This window comes from Arthrobacter ramosus (genome assembly GCF_039535095.1).
In the GTDB taxonomy this organism is placed as follows: domain Bacteria; phylum Actinomycetota; class Actinomycetes; order Actinomycetales; family Micrococcaceae; genus Arthrobacter; species Arthrobacter ramosus.
In genome coordinates this window covers 4162048-4179992 of the sequence record NZ_BAAAWN010000001.1, presented here as the reverse complement: position 1 = coordinate 4179992, position 17945 = coordinate 4162048, and the positions used below count along the sequence as shown (strand labels likewise).

The 17945-nt window shown below is 62.8% G+C and carries 21 protein-coding genes and 1 tRNA gene; 11 read left to right on the top strand and 11 right to left on the bottom strand.

All coding sequences use genetic code 11. From position 1 onward, the window contains the following. Positions 1–28: 28 nt before the first annotated feature. The 4 genes from ABD742_RS19265 to ABD742_RS19250 all read right to left on the bottom strand — a co-directional run bounded on the left by ABD742_RS19265 (position 29) and on the right by ABD742_RS19250 (position 1752). Positions 29–682, bottom strand: a complete 654-nt coding sequence (locus ABD742_RS19265; protein WP_234752506.1) for a hypothetical protein — start codon at positions 680–682, stop codon at positions 29–31. Positions 683–826: 144 nt separating this feature from the next. Beyond that, the gene (locus ABD742_RS19260; protein WP_234752508.1) at positions 827–1126 is read right to left on the bottom strand and encodes a hypothetical protein; all 300 of its coding nucleotides are present in this window, start codon (positions 1124–1126) and stop codon (positions 827–829) included. Between the two features lie 68 nt (positions 1127–1194). Then, on the bottom strand, positions 1195–1527 hold the full coding sequence (locus ABD742_RS19255) for a hypothetical protein (protein ID WP_234752510.1): 333 nt from the start codon (positions 1525–1527) through the stop codon (positions 1195–1197). 78 nt (positions 1528–1605) lie between these two features. Further along, positions 1606–1752 carry a hypothetical protein gene (locus ABD742_RS19250; protein WP_234752512.1) on the bottom strand — a complete coding sequence of 49 codons (147 nt, stop codon included), beginning with the start codon at positions 1750–1752 and terminating at the stop codon, positions 1606–1608. 94 nt (positions 1753–1846) lie between these two features. Between ABD742_RS19250 and ABD742_RS19245 the strand changes: the two genes are divergently transcribed. Beyond that, positions 1847–2773 carry a hypothetical protein gene (locus ABD742_RS19245; RefSeq protein WP_344788783.1) on the top strand — a complete coding sequence of 309 codons (927 nt, stop codon included), beginning with the start codon at positions 1847–1849 and terminating at the stop codon, positions 2771–2773. 221 nt (positions 2774–2994) lie between these two features. Here the strand turns inward: ABD742_RS19245 and ABD742_RS19240 are convergent. Continuing rightward, a tRNA-Thr gene (locus tag ABD742_RS19240) sits at positions 2995–3067 on the bottom strand. A gap of 222 nt (positions 3068–3289) precedes the next feature. Between ABD742_RS19240 and ABD742_RS19235 the strand changes: the two genes are divergently transcribed. Beyond that, the gene (locus tag ABD742_RS19235) at positions 3290–4033 is read left to right on the top strand and encodes an HAD-IA family hydrolase (protein ID WP_234752516.1); all 744 of its coding nucleotides are present in this window, start codon (positions 3290–3292) and stop codon (positions 4031–4033) included. 184 nt (positions 4034–4217) lie between these two features. Further along, positions 4218–5057 carry an endonuclease domain-containing protein gene (locus ABD742_RS19230; RefSeq protein WP_234752518.1) on the top strand — a complete coding sequence of 280 codons (840 nt, stop codon included), beginning with the start codon at positions 4218–4220 and terminating at the stop codon, positions 5055–5057. 125 nt (positions 5058–5182) lie between these two features. Here the strand turns inward: ABD742_RS19230 and ABD742_RS19225 are convergent, their stop codons facing one another. Genes ABD742_RS19225 through tmk form a run of 3 tightly spaced genes read right to left on the bottom strand, consistent with a single transcriptional unit; the run spans position 5183 to position 8665 of the window. Beyond that, entirely contained in the window at positions 5183–6790 is a 1608-nt protein-coding gene (locus ABD742_RS19225; protein ID WP_234752519.1) for an alpha/beta hydrolase, read from the bottom strand. Positions 6791–6839: 49 nt separating this feature from the next. Then, positions 6840–7988: a DNA polymerase III subunit delta' gene (locus ABD742_RS19220; protein WP_234752521.1), complete on the bottom strand. Its 1149-nt coding sequence runs from the start codon at positions 7986–7988 to the stop codon at positions 6840–6842. Then, positions 7985–8665 carry a dTMP kinase gene (gene tmk / locus ABD742_RS19215; protein WP_234752523.1) on the bottom strand — a complete coding sequence of 227 codons (681 nt, stop codon included), beginning with the start codon at positions 8663–8665 and terminating at the stop codon, positions 7985–7987. The genes ABD742_RS19220 and tmk overlap by 4 nt, the downstream gene beginning before the upstream one ends. 138 nt (positions 8666–8803) lie before the next feature. Here tmk and ABD742_RS19210 point away from each other — a divergent pair, with 138 nt between their 5' ends. Then, positions 8804–9988 carry a trans-sulfuration enzyme family protein gene (locus tag ABD742_RS19210; RefSeq protein WP_234752525.1) on the top strand — a complete coding sequence of 395 codons (1185 nt, stop codon included), beginning with the start codon at positions 8804–8806 and terminating at the stop codon, positions 9986–9988. Positions 9989–9998: 10 nt separating this feature from the next. After that, on the top strand, positions 9999–10337 hold the full coding sequence (locus ABD742_RS19205; protein ID WP_234752527.1) for a DUF2516 family protein: 339 nt from the start codon (positions 9999–10001) through the stop codon (positions 10335–10337). Between the two features lie 123 nt (positions 10338–10460). On the opposite strand, the gene ABD742_RS19200 is transcribed toward ABD742_RS19205, so the two are convergent. Next, the gene (locus ABD742_RS19200; RefSeq protein WP_372460951.1) at positions 10461–11273 is read right to left on the bottom strand and encodes a class I SAM-dependent methyltransferase; all 813 of its coding nucleotides are present in this window, start codon (positions 11271–11273) and stop codon (positions 10461–10463) included. A gap of 143 nt (positions 11274–11416) precedes the next feature. Here ABD742_RS19200 and ABD742_RS19195 point away from each other — a divergent pair, with 143 nt between their 5' ends. Further along, positions 11417–12163, top strand: a complete 747-nt coding sequence (locus ABD742_RS19195) for a phosphoglyceromutase (protein WP_234752528.1) — start codon at positions 11417–11419, stop codon at positions 12161–12163. A 72-nt stretch (positions 12164–12235) separates the two neighbouring features. On the opposite strand, the gene phoU is transcribed toward ABD742_RS19195, so the two are convergent. Further along, positions 12236–12889, bottom strand: coding sequence for a phosphate signaling complex protein PhoU (gene phoU / locus ABD742_RS19190; protein WP_234752529.1), 654 nt, complete (start codon positions 12887–12889; stop codon positions 12236–12238). Between the two features lie 206 nt (positions 12890–13095). Here phoU and ABD742_RS19185 point away from each other — a divergent pair, with 206 nt between their 5' ends. Together ABD742_RS19185 and ABD742_RS19180 are read left to right on the top strand one after the other, a co-directional pair. After that, complete coding sequence (locus ABD742_RS19185; protein ID WP_234752558.1) at positions 13096–14301, top strand: sensor histidine kinase; 1206 nt, start codon at positions 13096–13098, stop codon at positions 14299–14301. Next, positions 14298–14978: a response regulator transcription factor gene (locus ABD742_RS19180; protein WP_059388662.1), complete on the top strand. Its 681-nt coding sequence runs from the start codon at positions 14298–14300 to the stop codon at positions 14976–14978. The genes ABD742_RS19185 and ABD742_RS19180 overlap by 4 nt, the downstream gene beginning before the upstream one ends. A 107-nt stretch (positions 14979–15085) precedes the next feature. Here ABD742_RS19180 and ABD742_RS19175 read toward each other — a convergent pair whose 3' ends face one another. Next, positions 15086–15661, bottom strand: a complete 576-nt coding sequence (locus tag ABD742_RS19175) for a hypothetical protein (RefSeq protein ID WP_234752560.1) — start codon at positions 15659–15661, stop codon at positions 15086–15088. A 295-nt stretch (positions 15662–15956) separates the two neighbouring features. Here ABD742_RS19175 and ABD742_RS19170 point away from each other — a divergent pair, with 295 nt between their 5' ends. The 3 genes from ABD742_RS19170 to ispF all read left to right on the top strand — a co-directional run bounded on the left by ABD742_RS19170 (position 15957) and on the right by ispF (position 17932). Then, positions 15957–16439 (top strand): CarD family transcriptional regulator, encoded by a 483-nt coding sequence (locus tag ABD742_RS19170; RefSeq protein ID WP_011690592.1) that lies wholly within the window; start codon positions 15957–15959, stop codon positions 16437–16439. Between the two features lie 177 nt (positions 16440–16616). Next, the gene (gene ispD / locus ABD742_RS19165) at positions 16617–17399 is read left to right on the top strand and encodes a 2-C-methyl-D-erythritol 4-phosphate cytidylyltransferase (protein ID WP_234752530.1); all 783 of its coding nucleotides are present in this window, start codon (positions 16617–16619) and stop codon (positions 17397–17399) included. A gap of 23 nt (positions 17400–17422) precedes the next feature. Continuing rightward, complete coding sequence (ispF, locus tag ABD742_RS19160) at positions 17423–17932, top strand: 2-C-methyl-D-erythritol 2,4-cyclodiphosphate synthase (RefSeq protein WP_372460954.1); 510 nt, start codon at positions 17423–17425, stop codon at positions 17930–17932. The last annotated feature ends 13 nt before the right edge of the window (positions 17933–17945 follow it).

The window sequence follows — 17945 nt, the reverse complement described above, 5'->3', positions numbered from 1 at the left end:
AAGTTGAGCCAGTGGTCTTGCAGCATCTCTACTTTCCGGCTGCTTGGGGAAAGAGAAAGTGCAGCACGCCTGATGTGAGCACGGTCGTCACGATTGACGCCGCAAAGCTAATCCATGCGGCCTGCCGCCGAATCTTCTTGTCATGTTGTCGCTGCTTGAGAGTGGCCTTCGTGATTGTGTCAATGACCGGGTAGCGGCCGCCTCGAGGTGGCTTCACGCTCTCGCACGCGCGACGAACCCGTTCGCTTAGAGTTGACACCGTCAGCTGACGGATTGCGCCGGAAGCCGCAACCTTGTCTTGCAAACCGTTGCCAACGTAGATGGTCAGATACCCAACGCCGGGATTTTCCTTCATGAACGCCTCGTTTGCAATGCGAACCCATGCAAACGAACCGCTCAACGTGACGGCTTCTGGTCCGGGGTCTTCCGTAAATGCAGCTATCCAGATTTGGTTGAGGTCCGCGTCGGCTGTTTGCTCGATTTCACTGAGTGTCTTGGGGTTGTAGCCCTCAAAGGTAAACCGTGCCACGCCTCCTTGTTCGGTCATCACATCAGCAATCGCCTGCAGGTCCTCCATGCTCCGGAACTGGACCGGGCGCAGGTAGCTCCACGAGTCGCCGCCGTTCTTCCAGCCGTCAGCGTGGTCCCCCATCTTGCGAAGCCAATTGGCTAAAAAGCCCATCCTCGTCCTTCCCCTCAACGACTGTGCCGCACAACTGACATCGGGTTCGATTCTAGGGACAGATGGCTGGCCAACGACGTCGTTGTATGCCGAGCCTGAATGACATGTCCGGCACAATGCTCACTGGGAGCCTTCCTGCGGCTCTCAGTGCACTCTTGGGTCGATCGTCCGGCGTCGCACCTTGGATGCTTCCACCCAGACTTCTTTGCGGCCTTCGTAGTAGTCCATCGGCCAGGGCACTGACACCAGCACATGCACCTTCGTCCACCCGTATGCGAATGCTGGCACCTCGTGGCTTTGCCCGTTGTTGTAATCCAGCATCACGAACACGGGCAGCGGCTCCTTGGGCCTCGTCGCGCCATCCACGGCCGCAGGATCCACCGCCGGCACGACAGGCGTGGGCCTGTGCGCGTGCGGCGGCTGCCAGAACTTCTTTTCCTCCACAGCCAGAGTCTGCCACCGCGGACAGACAAACGGGGCTCGGCGTAGGTGGACGCTTTGCGCCGTAGGCGTCAAACTGTCTCCGCTGCGATGCCGACCTTCTGATAGAACGTATTCGCCAGCTTCGCGATCCGAGCAGCATCGAACTGCGCGGCGCCGATCCTCGGCGTCACTGTCGCTGACACGTGAGGCTGCCCGTCGATCCCGATGGCAACCTGGACCATCCATCGCTGGCCCCAAGTCATCAGGGAACCGCCCGTCCTGAACGAGACCATCTTCATGGCGTGTACCGGCTCAACTTTCTTATACGGTCCCGCCTCGACAACCTTCATGACGGCACCGTAAACAGCATTAACGGTGCCCGGCACCGCAATATCGAATTTCTGCTGGGCGTTGGCGTTCATGGCATGGTCCCCTTTGTTGAAAGCAATGTGGCGCCTGAGCGCACCACTCGACCACATCCTAGACTGCGGGCAGGCAAATCAGTCTGCTTTGCGGATCGCAATCATGCGGCTGCCCTCGGGCACCTGAGCCCTGGCCGCGGCTAGGGGTTCCTCATAGGTCGCAGCCGTCTCGGTGACATGGCTGAAGCAGCCGTCTGGCGCCTCGATGGTGCACGTAACTTCCACCCCGAAAGTCTATTAGGTGGGATCCCACACTCCGTCAACCGATCTAGGGCCGCGTCGATGGTTTCGCCAATAGGCCTCCTGAGAAGATGTACAAGTGAGCAACGGGCCCAGACGTCACATCGTCCCAGCAAATAGCATTGGATTCTTCTCCACAACGGAATCAGGGCACCGAAGAGACCGCAGGATCTACTGCCGTCTCAAGCGGAATTCAAGAACATTTGCAACCACGCCTGACAAGATCGGATGGTCGCGTACGGTCTACGGCGCAGGCAAAGGTAGGCGCTTTGATCACGACGGTTACTTTGCAAAATTTGAACCGTTGAACAATGATTCCGTCACCGCGCTCCTACACGAAGAAGGCGCTTGGAAGAACGCCGACCAATGGATCAACCTTGTTGCCTATGTAGCATCGAGGATTACGCGGAACCCTGACCGCGAGTTGAACTCTGCAGAGGAGTTTGCGAAATGGAAAGGGGGCGGAAGCATCGGCTATCCCTTGAATTTGCAAAGGCTCTCGGCTGCAGCATTGCGTTGCCGCTGGGAGTTCATCACAAGTCCGGCCCAGGATTTCGTGCTGAATGACCGAGGCTTCGTTGGGATCAGGCATCCGGGGTGGCAAGCGCCGGCACTGTTCGTTCCCCTGCGCCGCGATTCTGCCGTAGTTATAGGAGGCGGCGCTCGCCACCGGAAGCAACTCGCTTGGCAGAACGGTGGTTGGAGGATCTCGATTCCAACCACGACGATCGACAGCGAGTTGACCCTCAAACTCAACGCAATGTCTTGGATTGGGGCGCGAGAAGAGTGTTATGCGGCCCGGCCGCAGCCACTTGAGAACGCTGCAAAATATCACCTCAGCGTCCCAGATGAGGTTAAGAACCTGGCCCTGGCGAACGACTATGTCTACCCCATCCTGGGGAGCACACTTGATGAATGCGTGGCGGATGAAATGTTGTTGCTCAGACTCTTGGGAGGCATCCGGGTGCGGGAAGATTCAGACGATCCAACAAACCTTTGGATCTAGACCAGATGGCCGCATTGCCGCGATCCCAACCCACCGGGCCTCAATCAAGGCTTGGCGAATCTGGGCAAAACACCATGTGCGCTCCTGTGCCGAAACATGCCGGGTGAGAGGGGTTGAGTACACCCATGGGTACACCAAGGCCGTTTTTGGCCGCTCTTGCCAACCAAAGCAAGAGGCCCGCATCCCTTGTGAATACTGGGATGCGGGCCTACTCTGTTTCGAGCTTCCTATCAGAATCGAACTGATGACCTTTTCATTACGAGTGAAACGCTCTACCGACTGAGCTAAGGAAGCACCGCGTTATCGTCCGGGTACCGGCTGAATCACGCAAGATACAACTGTAATAGAGTCACCTCGTCCGGGTCAAAACAGCCCCGGGCGGAGGTCCCGTGGCACCGTTGTTGCGGAATTCATCCGCTCGTCGCGCCGGGTTCAGGCCGTCGTCGCGGACCAGGGGCAAGCTGGGCGGACTAACGTGGCCGCACGATTTCGGTCATCAACCAGCGAAGGGGCGCCATGAGCATGGACAGCAGCAAGAGGATCAACGCGGACGACGCTGGGGCGCACCGTGCGCAGCGGCTCCGGCTTGCTGTCTTGGACATGGTGGGCACCACGATTACGGACGATGGTCTTACTGAGCGTGCGATGTCCCTCGCCCTGCAGGAGACCGGCGTTGAGCTTGGTTCGCCTCGCTTCGAAAGCATGCTCGGCTACGCTCGCGACACCATGGGCTTTTCCAAGTTGACCGTTTTCAGCCACCTTTTTGAAGAAGCTCAACGGGCCGAGAGCGCCAACAAAGCCTTCGAGCGCGCCTACGATGATCTGATTGCCGACGGCGGCGTGCGGGCTATTCCAGGTGCCGAGGAAACCATCGACTGGTTGCGGGACTCCGGCGTGAAAGTCTGCCTGGCTACGGGCTTCGGCCGGCACACCCAGAACATGGTGCTTGAGTCGCTGGGCTGGATGGGGAAGGCGGATCTGAGCCTGTGCCCTGCCGACGCCGGCCGCGGTCGCCCTTACCCGGACATGATTCTCACGGCCGTATTGGCCCTTGACCTGGATGATGTCCGCGAGGTCGTCGTGGTGGGGGACACGAGCTCGGATATGTTGTCCGGGGTTCGCTCCGGCGCCTCCGCCGTGGTGGGCGTGCTTACTGGCTTCCACTCCGAGGCGGCTTTGCGCGCGGCCGGCGCCACCGCCGTCGTGCCCTCAGTCAAGAACCTTCCCGCGCTGCTGGAGCCCCGCGCCGCACGGCTCTAGCGCCGGGTCCTCAACGATTTACCACTTTTGGACCGGTGTCGGCCACGCGGAAGCCGTCAATCCGCCACCTCCGCCGTGGAGGGCTGCCAAAAGTGGTCAGACGTGGCGGGCCAAAAATATGAAGTTGTCCACATACGCGTATTGAGGGCTCCGCAGCAACCCTGCACCCAGGCATCGTGGAGCCATGGATCTCATAACTGCCCTTCGTGCACGGGGAGGCGTGGCCATGCGCAGGGACCTCCTCAACGCGGGAGTCGGCGCCTGGCAGCTCAGAACTGCGGCACGGCGGGGCGGAGTGGTGGTTCCGTATCGCGGCGTCGTGGCCTTGGCGGGTGCGCCTCCGGAATTCGCTGAGGCCTTTCGGTACGGAGGTGTCCTCACATGCATCTCGGCTGCCCCACATTATGGACTTTGGCAACTGCATCCGACCACCGAGCTCCATTTGGTCTGCGGTAACGGACTACCGCGCGACGGCGTAGTGCTGCACCGGAGCGCTTCGTTGCCACCCTTGCGAGGCCGACCGGTGGCAGCTCTTGCCGATGTGCTGGTGCATGCCTTGCGATGCCGGCCGCCAGCTGAAGCGTTGGTCATGGTTCAATGTGCCGTTGCACGTGGCGACATAACCGTGGAGTTCCTACGCAGAAACCTGCCCGGCAATCGGAACGGCCGGGCGAGGGACGTCTTGGATCTCGTGCGCCGGAGAGCCGATTCCCTCCTTGAACCACTGGCGGCCATGCACTTCCATCAGGCTGGAATCGCTTTCGTGCAGCACGTGGAACTGCCCGGCGTGGGGGAGGTCGATTTCGTCGTCGAGCGCTTCTTGATCGTTGAGCTGGACGGCAAGACGCACTTCGAACCCAGGGCCATCAAGAGGGATCGACGCCGGGACAACACTTCTGTTGCCGGCGGCTTCACTGTGTTGAGGTACTTCTACGAGGACGTTGTTCACTACCCGGAGGCCATGGTCGCGGAAGTGCAGGCCGCCATCCGGGCCCACTATTCCGGGCTACGCCTCAACAAATGACCACCTTTGCGAGCATCTGGGACCAAACATCCGCGCAGCGGCGGGGATGGCCGTCTCAACCCAGCTCCAAAAATGGTCAGAAGTGGCGGCCGCCACGCCCCCCACACAACAGAACCACCCAACAGTCAGCACATAGTCCCGTCTGAAGGTACCTTTCCATCCACGAAGTAGTTGTCCACGGCGTCGGACACGCACTGGTTCGAGCGGCCGTAGGCGGTGTGGCCTTCGCCCTTCCACGTCACGAGGGAAGCGTTGCCGAGTTGTTTCCGCAGCGAACCAGCCCAGGCGACAGGCGTCGCGGGGTCCCCGGTGGTGCCTACAACCACAATCGGCGCCGTGCCGGTGTACTTGACGGGAGCCGGGGTGTGCACCGGCTTGTAGGGCCAGTCCTTGCAGTTGATGCCGGTGTAGGAGAAGTAGTAGCCGAAGGTGGGGGAGAGCTGCTTCAGCCGGGCTTCCTCGGAACGCATCCCGGCCGTGTCCGTGACCATGGGGTAGTCAAGGCAGTTGATGGCGTTGAACGCGAAGGCGGTGTTTGACGTGTAGGTGCCGTTCGGATCCCTGTCCGCGCCGAAGTCGGCAATCCGAAGCATGAGCGACACGTCGCCCTTGAACGCGGCCACCAAAGCCTGGGTCAGGACGGGCCACGATTCGTTGTCGTAGAGCGGGGTGAAAATACCGCTGACGAAGGTCGCCCCGGTGACCAGGCGGCCGTCCTTGGCCCGTTTGGGATTCTGCTCGACGTCGGCAATGAGGTCCCGGATCTGCTGCACGCCATTATCGACGCTGCCTGTGAGGGGGCATCCGGACTTCGCCTGGCAATCCGCCACATAAGTACGGAGCTCCTTTTCAAACGCCTCTGCCTGCCCCGCGGTGAGGTCCTCGTTGTTGAGGGACGGATCCACTGCGCCATCCAAAGCAAGCTTGCCGACGTTGTCCGGGAACAAGGACGCGTAGGTGGCGCCCAGGGACGTTCCGTAGGAGAAGCCCAGGTAGTTGAGTTTTGCGTCGTTCAGCACGGCGCGGAGGATGTCCATGTCCTTGGCGGAACTGGCGGTGTCAATGTGCGGCAGTGCGGGCCCGGACTTTTCCACGCACTGGGCATTCATGGCCTTGGTGTCGGCCAGTGCCGCGGCGATGCCCTGGTCAGTGTCATAGTTGTACACCTTCTCGCGGGAAGCGTCCCGCTCGGCGTCGCTGAGGCACGTCACCGGCGCCGACCGCTTGACGCCACGGGGATCGAATCCCACCAGGTCGAAACTGGACCGCAGCTTGCTGGTGAAGTGCGTCTTCGCCGCGTCCCTGACGAAGTCGTAGCCTGAAGCGCCGGGGCCGCCGGGATTCACGAGCAGCGAACCCTTCTTTGTGCCCTGGCTCTGGAGCCGGATGGCAGCGATGGAGATGCTGCCACCATCGGGTTTGGCATAGTCCACCGGCACTTTGATGTTTGCGCACTGGAATCCCTGCTCACAGGACGTCCAGTTCACTTTTTGGGAGTAGAAACTCTCCAGTCCTGCCGGCGCCGCGGCTGCGATGGACGCGTCCGGGGTGCTGACATTGCCGCTGCCGGAGCCGTTGCTCGCGCCATCGTTGGGGACCGGCACGGAGAACACGCAGCCGCTCAGCAGCAGGCTGGCGGAGACCGTGGCAGCGACTGCCGCTGCCGCCCGCCGCAGTGAGGGGAACCGTGTCCTGGAACTGGACCCGGCGGGCCGGCATCGTGCGGGGGTCATGCGTTTCTCCTCAGGCTGGGGAAGCGTGCTGTACTTCTAAACTATCCGGCTATTGCTGAATCAGGCTGCTCGCCATGGACTCGACGGCCAACAGCGGTGCCACGTTGGTCGTGGTGATCCGCACGCGTGCCTTGTTGATGGCATCCATTCGCGCCAAGGTGATCTCAGGCGTCGAGCCCGCCGCGTAGGCCTCCAGTTCACTCCTGAGTTCAACGTTGACCAACTCCACGGCGTTCCCCAGCTGGATGACCAGGACATCCCTGTAGAAGGACAGCAGATCCGTCAGGGTACGGTCGAGGGAATCTGTGATTGAGCGCTTGGCACGCCGTTTCTGGTCGTCCTCAAGCTGCCTCACCTGGCTGCGCATCGACGGAGGCAGGGTGCCCGACTCCGGAGCGCCCAGGCTCGCGAGCAATGCAACCTTCTCGGCGGCATCGCGTTCGTCGTTGGAGCTGTTGGCCTCATCAGTCGCGATCTTGACCAGCTTTTCGGCCATCATCACGGCGGCAGTGACGCCCCGCAGGCCCAACGGGAACCGGACAGTTTCCATCCGGCGCTCCCTGGCCTCCGGATCGCGGGCCAGCCGACGCGCAATTCCGATGTGGCTTTGGGCAGCGCGGGCGGCCCGGTCCGCAATGGCGGGGTCGACGCCGTCGCGCCTCACGAGCAGGGCGGCGACGTCGGCAGCCGGCGGAATGCGGAGGCTCACCGGGCGGCAACGCGAGCGGATGGTGACCAGCACGTCCGCGGGCGACGGCGCGCACAGCATCCAGATGGTCCGGGGCGTGGGTTCCTCGATGGCCTTGAGGAGTACGTTGGTGGTGCGTTCGGCCATACGGTCCGCATCCTCCACCACAATGATGCGCCAACGGCCCGATGCCGGCCGGTCGCCCGCCTTGGACACCAACTGGCGGGCTTCTTCGATGGTGATGGTGACCTTCTCCGTGCGGACAAAGGTCACGTCGGAGTGGGTCTCGCCAAGGATGGTCCGGCACGATGCGCATTCGCCGCAACCTCGAAGTGCGACGTCGTCCTTCTCACAGTTCAATGCCGCCGCGAATGCCTTGGCCGCGTTGGAACGGCCCGAACCCGGCGGTCCGGTGAACAGCCATGCGTGCGTGAGGCCTTCGCCTTGGGCGGCCGCGCGCAACTGTGCGACGACGGGCGCCTGGCCCTGGAGCTCGTCCCAGACGCTCATGTGCGGCTCCCAAGTAAGTCCTGCACGCGACGTAGAATCTGTGCGGCGAGGTTCTCGATTGCGTCGTTGGCGGGCAGCACGAGGTACGTCTCCGGGTGTGCATTTGCCAGTTCCAGGAACGCGGCACGGATGCGGGCGTGGAAATCGTCCGGTTCCGACTCGAGCCGGTCCTCGGCAGCGTCTCCGGCAGTTCTGCGGTCCCGGCCATCGCCCGGGTGGACGTCCAGGAGTACTGTCAGGTCCGGCTCGAGGCCTTCGGTGGCCCATTCGTTGAGCCGCCTGACGTCCACGGTGCCGAGATCCCTGCCGGCACCCTGATAGGCGACGGAGGAGTCTATATAGCGGTCCGTGATCACCACTGAACCCTGTGCCAAGGCCGGGCGGATGACCTGGTTTGCATGGGCAGCCCGGGAGGCTGCGAACATAAGGGCTTCGGTCCGGGGATCGATAGTGCCGTGGCCGTGGTCCAGCACGAGGGAACGCAGCTTTTCGCCGATCGGTGTGCCTCCGGGCTCGCGAGTGCGCAGCACGGAAAAGCCGAGGGACTCGAGCGCCTCTGCCAGGCGGGCGGCCTGCGTGGACTTGCCGGCCCCGTCTCCGCCCTCGAAGGCGATGAAGAGTCCCGGGCGCTGGTTCGGCGGGGGGCTCTGGTCCTGCTTGAGGCGCTGCGTAGTCACGGATCTAAGCGTACAGAGGAACACTGACAGTGCCCGACGACGGCGCTCGCCGAACCGCGCGGGACGAACCCTGCCGCTCGGCGAGACTCAGCCGTAACACCTTTCCAGCGCCCGCTCCCCGCGCCGTAGGCTGGAGCAATGAGTCTTTCCCGAGAGCATGCCGCAGATCTATCCCCTGACACTGTGGTGGTGGCGGCAGGCCGTCCCGAACGAAGCCATGACCAGCCCGTCAACCCGCCCATCGTTCTGTCCTCCACGTACTTCGGAACGGGAGCATTGAGCGACGGGGACCGCGGCTACGGACGCTATGCCAACCCCACCTGGGATCCGTTCGAGGAAGCGCTGGCCCAGCTGGAGGGCGCCGAGCTGCCCGGCTTGCTCTACGCCTCGGGCCTGGCCGCAGTGAGCTCCGCGTTGTCACTCGTGCCGGCGGGCGGAGTCCTCGTCATGCCCACGCACAGCTACGCAGGATCTCTCGTCATGGCCACCGAACTCGCGGCCAAGGGCATCCTTGAACTCCGGACCGTTGACATCGCGGACACCGATGCCGTCAAGGCCCAGCTCGCCCCCGCGGATGGAAAAGCAGCCAGCATGCTGTGGATTGAAAGCCCCACTAACCCCATGCTGGGCATCGCCGACGTACGGGCCCTGGCCACCGCTGCCCAGGAGGCTGGCGCCATCGTGGTCACGGACAACACCTTCTCCACGCCGCTGGTTCAGCAGCCCCTCGGCCTGGGCTCCGACGTCGTGCTGCATTCGGTGACCAAATACCTGGCGGGACACTCCGATGTCGTACTCGGTGCCTTGGTTACCTCGAATGCGGAGCTGCGCGCGGAACTCCTGCACCACCGCATCATCCACGGCGGCATCGCGGGTCCCTTCGAGGCCTGGCTCGCGCTCCGTGGCCTGCGCACGCTGGCACTCCGGATCGAGCGCTCGCAAGCTTCCGCGGCAACGTTGGCCGAGCGGCTGAGCACCCACCCGCGCGTCGAGTCCATCCGCTTCCCGGGCCTGCCCGACGATCCCGGCCATGAGCGGGCCAAGTCCCAGATGAAGGGCTTCGGCTCCATCCTGTGCATCCAGTTGGCCGGGGACGGAACCCGCAGCGGTGTCGACGCAGCAGATCAACTGGTTCGTGCCTTGCGGTTGTGGATCCCCGCGACGTCGCTGGGCGGGGTCGAGTCCCTCATCGAACGCCGACGCCGGCACACCGCCGAGCCGCTCAGCGTGCCGGACAACTTGGTCAGGATGAGCGTCGGGATCGAGAACGTCGAAGACCTCTGGACGGATTTGGAGCAAGCGCTCACGTCGCTTGACCGCTAGGCTTGTGGGCGTGGACGGAAAAATTTTGATTTCATACATCCAGAATGGGATTTGGTTCATTCTGGGACTGGTTGCCTTCGCTTTGGAGCTGTGGGCGCTGGTCGATTGCCTGCGCCACAAACCCTCGTCCTTTGAGGCAGCATCGAAGCGCACCAAGACCTTCTGGCTGGCCCTGACCGGCGTCGCCGCGGTGATCGGCGGACTTTCCCTCCTGGGTGGCGGCGGCGGCTTTGGCATCTTCGGCATCGCTGCCGTCACCGCGGCGTGCGTCTACTTGGCGGACGTCCGTCCCGCGGTGACGGAAATCGGCAACAGCGGCCGCAACCAGGGGCCGTACGGTCCCTGGTGATCCCCACCGGCACCCTAAGCTCGCAAGCTCGCTCAGGGAACCCTGCCGGCGTGGGCCCAACCACAGGCTCCCAGCCTTCGCAAGCTCAGGCCGGGGCCCTCGCCGGCGTGGGCCCAACCGGAACTAAGCCGGGGCCACCGCTGACCAGTCGACGGTGAGTTCCCCTAGGCGCCAACGGGACGTTCCGTCCTGAAGGGGCCAGCCGGCGTCGCGCATTGATTGGCACATAGCGGTCCACCGCTGCTTGTTGCCAAAGGACGCAAGCGGTGCGGCTTCCAGCCAGGCCTGGTCCAGGGCATTCAGGAAAGCGTGAATGCGTTCCCCTGGGATGTTGCGGTGGATAAGTGCCTTGGGTAGGCGTTCTGCCACGTCGGAGGGGAGTTCGAAACCGCCGAACCGCATGGACAGGCTCAGACTCAGCGGCCCGTTCGGATCCAGCGCAACCCACGTCACTCTGCGGCCGATTTCGTCACACGTGCCGTCGATGAACAATCCCTGCGGAGCCAGCCGCGACTGCACCAGCGCCCAGATCCCGGCCACATCCGATTCCTCGTATTGCCGCAGCACGTTGAAGGCCCGCACCAGCACCGGATTGCCCGGAACAGGAACCTCGAAACCGCCCACGTGGAAACTGAGCCCGGGCCTTTCCAGGGATTTCGCGACCCGGACGCGCGCGGGTTCGATCTCGATCCCGCACACGCGGACGTCGGGGCGGACTGCCTGCAGCCTTTCGAAGAGTTCGACGGCGGTGGCCGGGGAAGCGCCGTAGCCCAAATCCACTACCAAGGGGTCGACGGCGGAGCGTAGCCGCCATGCCTGCGGGCCCGCCAACCAGCGGTCCAGACGGCGCATGCGGTTGGGGTTGGTGGTGCCCCTGGTGATGTTGCCGACGGGTTTGCCGCGTCTTCCCTGCACCCGCTCTGCTTTTTGCACCACCGTCCCACTTTATCCTCCGACGCGGGGTCACTTACGGCCCATCCGACGCACAAACACCGGCGCTAAGTGACCCCGCGTTGCGGTCAAGGGGTAAGGGCGTAACGCCGGGCAACGGCAGGGCCTGATCGCTTAGGATGAAAACCATGACTTACAAGCTGATTCTGCTGCGCCACGGCCACAGCGACTGGAACGCCAAGAACCTGTTCACCGGCTGGGTGGACGTCGACCTGAACGACCAAGGCCGCGAGGAAGCAGCGCGCGGCGGAGAGCTCCTGGTCGAGAACAACATTCTCCCGGACATCCTGTACACGTCCCTGCTCAAGCGGGCCATCAACACCGCGAACATTTCCCTCGACAAGGCCGACCGCGGCTGGATCCCGGTCAAGCGTGACTGGCGCCTCAACGAGCGCCACTACGGTGCACTGCAGGGCAAGGACAAGGCCCAGACCCTTGCCGAGTTCGGCGAAGAGCAGTTCATGGAATGGCGCCGCAGCTACGACACCCCGCCGCCCGCGCTCTCCGATGACAGCGAGTTCTCCCAGGTGAACGACGTGCGCTACGCGGGCCTCGGCGATGCACTCCCGCGCACCGAGTGCCTCAAGGACGTCCTGGTCCGTCTCCTGCCGTACTGGGAGTCGGACATCAAAGAAGACCTCAAGGCTGGCAAGACAGTCCTGGTCACGGCCCACGGCAACTCCCTGCGCGCCCTCGTCAAGCACCTGGATGGCATAAGCGACGAAGACATAACCGGTCTGAACATCCCTACGGGCATCCCGTTGGTCTACGACCTCGACGAAAACTTCCAGCCGATCAACCCCGGCGGAACCTACCTCGACCCAGAGGCCGCGGCGGAGTCCATCAAGGCTGTCGCTGCCCAAGGCAAGAAATAAGTTTGAGAGAACGACGGTGGCCGGCCCACCTCGCAAGGTGGGCCGGCCGCCGTCGTTTTCTGTTAAGGCTGGCTAGAAGCCTTCCGGCTGCCATTCACCGGTGACCAAGTAGGTCACCTTGCGGGCAACGGAGACGCCGTGGTCGGCGAAGCGCTCGAAGTAGCGGCTGGCAAGGGCCACATCCACTGTCGTGGCGGCAGCCTCGGCCCAGGCGGGATCTGCGATTGCCCTGAAGACGCTCAAGTGCAGGTCGTCTACCCGGATGTTGAGCTTGAGGATGTCCCGGGCAACTTCCAGGTCGCGTGACTCCAGGAGCAGGGTGACCTTCTGGACGATTTCGAGGTCGAGGCGGGCCATGTCCTTGAACGTTGCCGTCAGCTGCTCGGGGATGACCGTGGCCGGGTAGCGCAAACGGGCCAGCTGGGCCACGTGCCGGGCGAGGTCACCCATGCGCTCCAGGGATGCGCTCATCCGAAGGGAGCCAACAATCATCCGGAGATCGCTTGCCACGGGGCCCTGGAGGGCCAGGATGTCGATCGCCCGTTCGTCGAGGCCGTTCTGCAGGAAATCGATCCGGGCGTCGGCGGCAATGACATCCTGGGCGAGATCTACGTCGGCACCTTCGAATGCGGTGGTCGCGTTCTGGATCGCCTCAGTGACCAGTTTTGAGATCTCGATGAGGTCCTCACCGACCTGGATGAGCTCCTCCTGAAAAACCTTGCGCACGGTGGCGTCCTCTCCTTGGAAATCTCCTCCGCACCCTTCTGGCGGCGCGAAAATCATCACAGCTAACTACGGTCCAACTAGTAAGGGTGGCAGTGGTCAATGAACGATTGCGCACCTTTAGGTGAACGTTAGCTGAATCGGGGCCGTTTGGTGACCGTTCCATATTTTGCAGTGTTTTGAGCGCATAAGCTAGATCCGTGGATCCAGTGCTCATCGGTGTCATCGCAGGTCTAGTCGGCCTGTCGTGCGGCGTCTTTGGCGTGCTCGCGTTCAGGCTCAGTGAACGGCAGCGAAAGATCGTGGATCTGGACGTCACGGAGCCCCTGCTTCCGGAGGGAGCCGCGGAGGTGCTGTCCGTCGTCGGACGCGCTTTCGTGGTGGTGGACGCGATCGACGGCGTGGTCCGGGCCAGTCCTGCGGCCTACGCATACGGGCTCGTGAGGGGCCACACGGTGGTGCACAAGCAGTTGCTGGACATGACCGCAAAGGTGCGGCGCGACGGCGTGATCCTGGAGAAGACTTTCGAGTTGCCTCGCGGCCCACTGGGCAAGGGAACCATTGTGGTGCAGGTGCGGGCAGCCATGCTCGGATGGGAATATATCGTCCTCCTGGCCGATGACCGTACCGAAATCACCCGGACCGAAGAGATCCGGAACGACTTCGTGGCGAACGTCTCGCACGAACTCAAGACGCCGGTGGGTGCTATCTCCCTGCTGGCTGAGGCGCTTGAGGCAAGCCCGGACGACGAAGAAGCCGTGCGTCGCTTCGCGAAGCGCATGCACAAGGAATCGACACGCCTGGCCGCACTGGTGCAGGACATCATTGAGCTGTCCCGGCTTCAGGGCGCCAACGTGGCACAGCAAGGGCACGCCGTGGATATCAATACGGTGATCGCCGAGTCCGTGGATCGTTCGCAGCTCCCGGCTGAGCTCAAGAACATCAAGATCGTAGTCGGCGGACGCTCGGAAACAATGGTGTTCGGCGACCAGGACCTGTTGGTGACCGCCTTGCGGAACCTGATCGACAACGCCATTCGTTATTCGCCGGAGAACACCCGTGTGGGAGTTGGGGTCCGCGCCAAAGAGGGCGTGGTGGCCATTTCCGTTACAGATCAGGGTGAGGGTCTCAGCCCCGAGGACCAGGAGCGCATCTTCGAACGCTTCTACCGCGTGGATGCGGCGAGGTCCCGGCAGACCGGGGGAACAGGTTTGGGACTGAGTATCGTCAAGCACGTAGTGTCCAACCACGGCGGCGAGGTCACCGTCTGGTCCCAGCCAGGCCAAGGTTCCACTTTCACCATCCGCCTTCCGGAAATGGAAGGCCAGGAGGACGACGACGCCGGGGCGAAGCCCCGAAACGTGATTCAAACGACGGGCGCTGTGCGCGCCCTAGAGCAAGGAGCTGGCGCTTGAGCAGGATTCTGATCGTGGAGGACGAAGAGTCGTTCAGCGACCCCCTGTCCTACCTATTGGGCAAGGAAGGCTTCGATGTCCAGGTTGTGGACAACGGCAGTGACGCCTTGGTGGAGTTCGACCGCAACGGGGCCGATTTGGTGCTGCTGGACTTGCAGCTTCCGGGGACCCCTGGCACTGAGGTTTGCAGGCAACTGCGCCAGCGTTCCAGCGTCCCGGTCATCATGCTGACGGCCAAGGACTCGGAAATCGACAAGGTGGTTGGCCTGGAGCTCGGCGCGGACGACTACGTCACCAAGCCGTACTCCTCCAGGGAACTCGTGGCGCGGGTGCGTGCTGTGCTGCGCCGGCAAGGCGAGCCGGAGGAACTCATCACATCCACCGTGCAGGCCGGTCCGGTGCGTATGGACATCGAGCGGCATGTAGTGAGCGTCAACGGCGAACAGGTATCGCTTCCGCTGAAGGAATTCGAACTCCTTGAGATGCTCCTTCGCAATTCGGGCCGGGTGCTCACCCGCGGACAGCTGATCGACCGCGTCTGGGGTTCCGACTATGTGGGCGACACCAAGACCTTGGACGTCCATGTGAAGCGCTTGCGCAGCAAGATCGAGCCTGACCCCTCGGTTCCCCGCTACCTCGTGACGGTTCGGGGCTTGGGCTACAAGTTCGAGCCGTAGGAAGCCGCGCGGGTAGAGCACCCTGCAAGAGCAAAGACAAAAGGAAGGGCTCCCATCGCGGGAGCCCTTCCTTTTGTCTTTGTGGCGCCTGTCTTTGTGGCGCCGGGCTAGTGGCCGGTGGCGCTCGGCGTCGGGGTCGCGCTGCTGCTTGAGCCGGTGGAACCGCTGCTTGGGGTGGCGGAACCGCTGACCGAGGGGCTCGGAGAAGCGGAAGCGGTGGGGAGGTACTTCGCGTATTCCTTTAAGGAAGCATCCAGGACCGGGAACTGCACGGTCCGGGAATCGGAGCCGGTCTTGATGGTCACGGAAGCCATGGAACCAGGTGCTCCGCCGCTCGTGCTGAGAACTGCGGCGTCCGTGGTCTCGTTGAGGTAGGTCTGGGACTTGGCCTTGACCGGAATGGTCGCCTGCGACCCGCCGGCGCCACTGATGGTCAGGGTTGCATCGCTTGAGGAGGTGTTGAACACGGCACCAATGACGCGTCCGGGCTTGTTGGCATCCGTGGAGACGATGAGCATGTTGCGCAGCTGAAGCGGACCGAGGTCTTCCCTGACGCCGTCAGACGGAGAATACTGCTCGTTGGTCTGCTGGGGGTTGATATAGCCACAGCCGGTCACGGACAAGAGACCGATGCTGATGGCGGCCGCCGCCATCGCCAGTTTGCCGCGCTGGACACGGTTCATCGCAGTAATGCGCACGACACGTACTCCTCTAAGAGTCATTGGAACACTTTTCAGCCATAGCCTATCGGCAAACTAGCAGGAACAAGGATTCCGATCACCATTGTGGCGGCCCTCCGGAAGGAGTAGGGTCATCCGGAACGCTGTGTCCTATGCACTTTTATGCCCTCCCGTCAAGAGGGTGCCGGAGGGCCGAAAAGGCCATTTTCCGCGTATTTACAGGGCTCGGGACCCCTTTCCGTGCCAATCGTATGCCTTAAGCGTGATAAACTGGTCTGCGGGAAAGGGGAAAGTCCACATGGTTTTTGAGGTCGGCGAGACAGTAGTTTACCCTCACCACGGTGCAGCAAAAATTGAAGAAATCAAGATGCGCACTATCAAGGGCGAAGAGAAAATGTATCTCAAGCTCAAGGTGGCTCAGGGTGATCTGACCATTGAAGTTCCAGCAGAAAACGTAGACCTTGTTGGGGTCCGCGACGTAGTGGGCAAGGAAGGCTTGGAGCACGTATTTGACGTTCTCCGTGCCGAGTTCACTGAAGAGCCCACCAACTGGTCCCGTCGCTACAAGGCAAACCTGGAGAAGCTTGCTTCCGGCGACGTCATCAAGGTTGCAGAGGTCGTCCGCGATCTTTGGCGCCGTGATCACGATCGCGGCCTTTCCGCAGGTGAAAAGCGAATGCTGGCCAAAGCCCGTCAGATTCTGATTTCAGAACTGGCATTGGCTGAGAAGACCGACGAAGAGAAGGCCGCAAGCGTTCTCGACGAAGTTCTGGCTTCCTAACAGAGATTCAAAGATTTGAACCCCGGTGGCAACCTGCCGCCGGGGTTTCCATTTGCCCAAAAGCCTTACTGCCCGTTCCAAAGCCCAAGTAACTCGCAGTAGGTGTCGTTCTGGGCGCTCAAAACGACACCTAATGCCAGCTAGTTGGGCGGGTGGGCACCACGTAGGCTTGGGCGCATGACTACACCATCCCAGCGCGAGGCCACCGCCGTCGTCGTCGTTGCGGCAGGCTCGGGGGAGCGCCTTGGCTACGGCATGCCCAAGGCGAAAGTTCCGCTGGGCGGCGAAACGATCCTCACCCATGCCCTTCGCGGCGTCGCGGCGGCGGACGTTGCCCGCCAGATCTGCGTGGCCGTCCCCGCAGGGGACCTGGAGCTGCGCGAGCTTTGCGAGGAATTCCGGCAGGAACTGGGCGTTGACGGTCCGCTGATCACAGTGGTCGACGGCGGATCCACCCGTGCCGCTTCGGTCCGCGCCGCCCTTGGGGCGGTCCTTGAGGGAACGCGCGCCGTGCTGGTTCACGACGCCGCGCGTGCGCTGACTCCCGAACGGGTCTTCCATCGCGTTGCCGTGGCGCTCTCGTCGGGCGCCAAGGCGGTTATCCCCGCCATTCCGGTGGTGGATACCGTCAAGATGGTTGCGGAAACTGACGGGGACGACGCCGGAATCGCGCCGGAGATCGTCACCGGAACCGCCCCGCGCGAACAACTTCGTGCGGTGCAGACTCCGCAGGGATTCGACTTTGAGACTTTGTTGCGCGCCCACGCAGCGGCCGCGACGTTCGACGATGAGCAGGCGGCGGCAGTCACGGATGACGCCATGCTCGTCGAGCTCCTGGGCGTGCCGGTCCACGCGGTGCGGGGCGCCAGCCAGTCGCTGAAGATCACCACGCCGTTGGATCTCATCATTGCCGAAGGCCTGCTGGAAGGGCCGCTCGGAGTCCGCTGGGTGGAAGGCTGATGGCAGCCTCGCAAAACGCGGCCATGATTCTGCCGCGCACGGGCATCGGGGTGGACGTGCACGCCTACGCATCTGAGAACGATCCGCAGCCGTTATGGCTCGGCGGGCTGTTTTGGGAGGGGGAACGCGGACTTTCCGGGCATTCCGACGGCGATTGCGTCGCCCATGCAGCCGCTGACGCGCTCTTCTCCGCTTGCGGCATTGGTGATCTCGGCACGCATTTTGGCACCGACCGTCCCGAGTTCGCAGGTGCGTCCGGGGTGAAACTCCTGGGGGAGGCGGCCAGGATTGTCCGGGCTGCCGGCTTTGAGATCGGCAACGTGGCAGTGCAGTTCGTTGCCAACAGGCCAAAGTTCGGGCCCCGGCGTGAAGAGTCGCAACGTGTCCTCAGCGCCGCCGCAGGAGCTTCGGTCAGCGTCATTGCGACCACCAGCGATGGCCTCGGTTTCACAGGGCGTGGCGAGGGCATCTCCGCCGTCGCCACTGCACTCGTCTACGCCGTGCCGGCAGCGCCACAAAGCGAAAGCGACTAAACAGCGATAGATC

Excerpts from the sequence above, each read along its gene's own strand:
- ABD742_RS19265 (WP_234752506.1), bottom strand. The coding sequence starts at position 682 with ATGGGCTTTTTAGCCAATTGGCTTCGCAAGATGGGGGACCACGCTGAC.
- ABD742_RS19255 (WP_234752510.1), bottom strand. The coding sequence starts at position 1,527 with ATGAACGCCAACGCCCAGCAGAAATTCGATATTGCGGTGCCGGGCACC.
- ABD742_RS19235 (WP_234752516.1), top strand. The coding sequence starts at position 3,290 with ATGAGCATGGACAGCAGCAAGAGGATCAACGCGGACGACGCTGGGGCG.
- ABD742_RS19230 (WP_234752518.1), top strand. The coding sequence starts at position 4,218 with ATGGATCTCATAACTGCCCTTCGTGCACGGGGAGGCGTGGCCATGCGC.
- ABD742_RS19225 (WP_234752519.1), bottom strand. The coding sequence starts at position 6,790 with ATGACCCCCGCACGATGCCGGCCCGCCGGGTCCAGTTCCAGGACACGG.
- ABD742_RS19220 (WP_234752521.1), bottom strand. The coding sequence starts at position 7,988 with ATGAGCGTCTGGGACGAGCTCCAGGGCCAGGCGCCCGTCGTCGCACAG.
- ABD742_RS19210 (WP_234752525.1), top strand. The coding sequence starts at position 8,804 with ATGAGTCTTTCCCGAGAGCATGCCGCAGATCTATCCCCTGACACTGTG.
- ABD742_RS19195 (WP_234752528.1), top strand. The coding sequence starts at position 11,417 with ATGACTTACAAGCTGATTCTGCTGCGCCACGGCCACAGCGACTGGAAC.
- ABD742_RS19175 (WP_234752560.1), bottom strand. The coding sequence starts at position 15,661 with ATGAACCGTGTCCAGCGCGGCAAACTGGCGATGGCGGCGGCCGCCATC.
- ABD742_RS19170 (WP_011690592.1), top strand. The coding sequence starts at position 15,957 with ATGGTTTTTGAGGTCGGCGAGACAGTAGTTTACCCTCACCACGGTGCA.
- ispD (WP_234752530.1), top strand. The coding sequence starts at position 16,617 with ATGACTACACCATCCCAGCGCGAGGCCACCGCCGTCGTCGTCGTTGCG.
- ispF (WP_372460954.1), top strand. The coding sequence starts at position 17,423 with ATGATTCTGCCGCGCACGGGCATCGGGGTGGACGTGCACGCCTACGCA.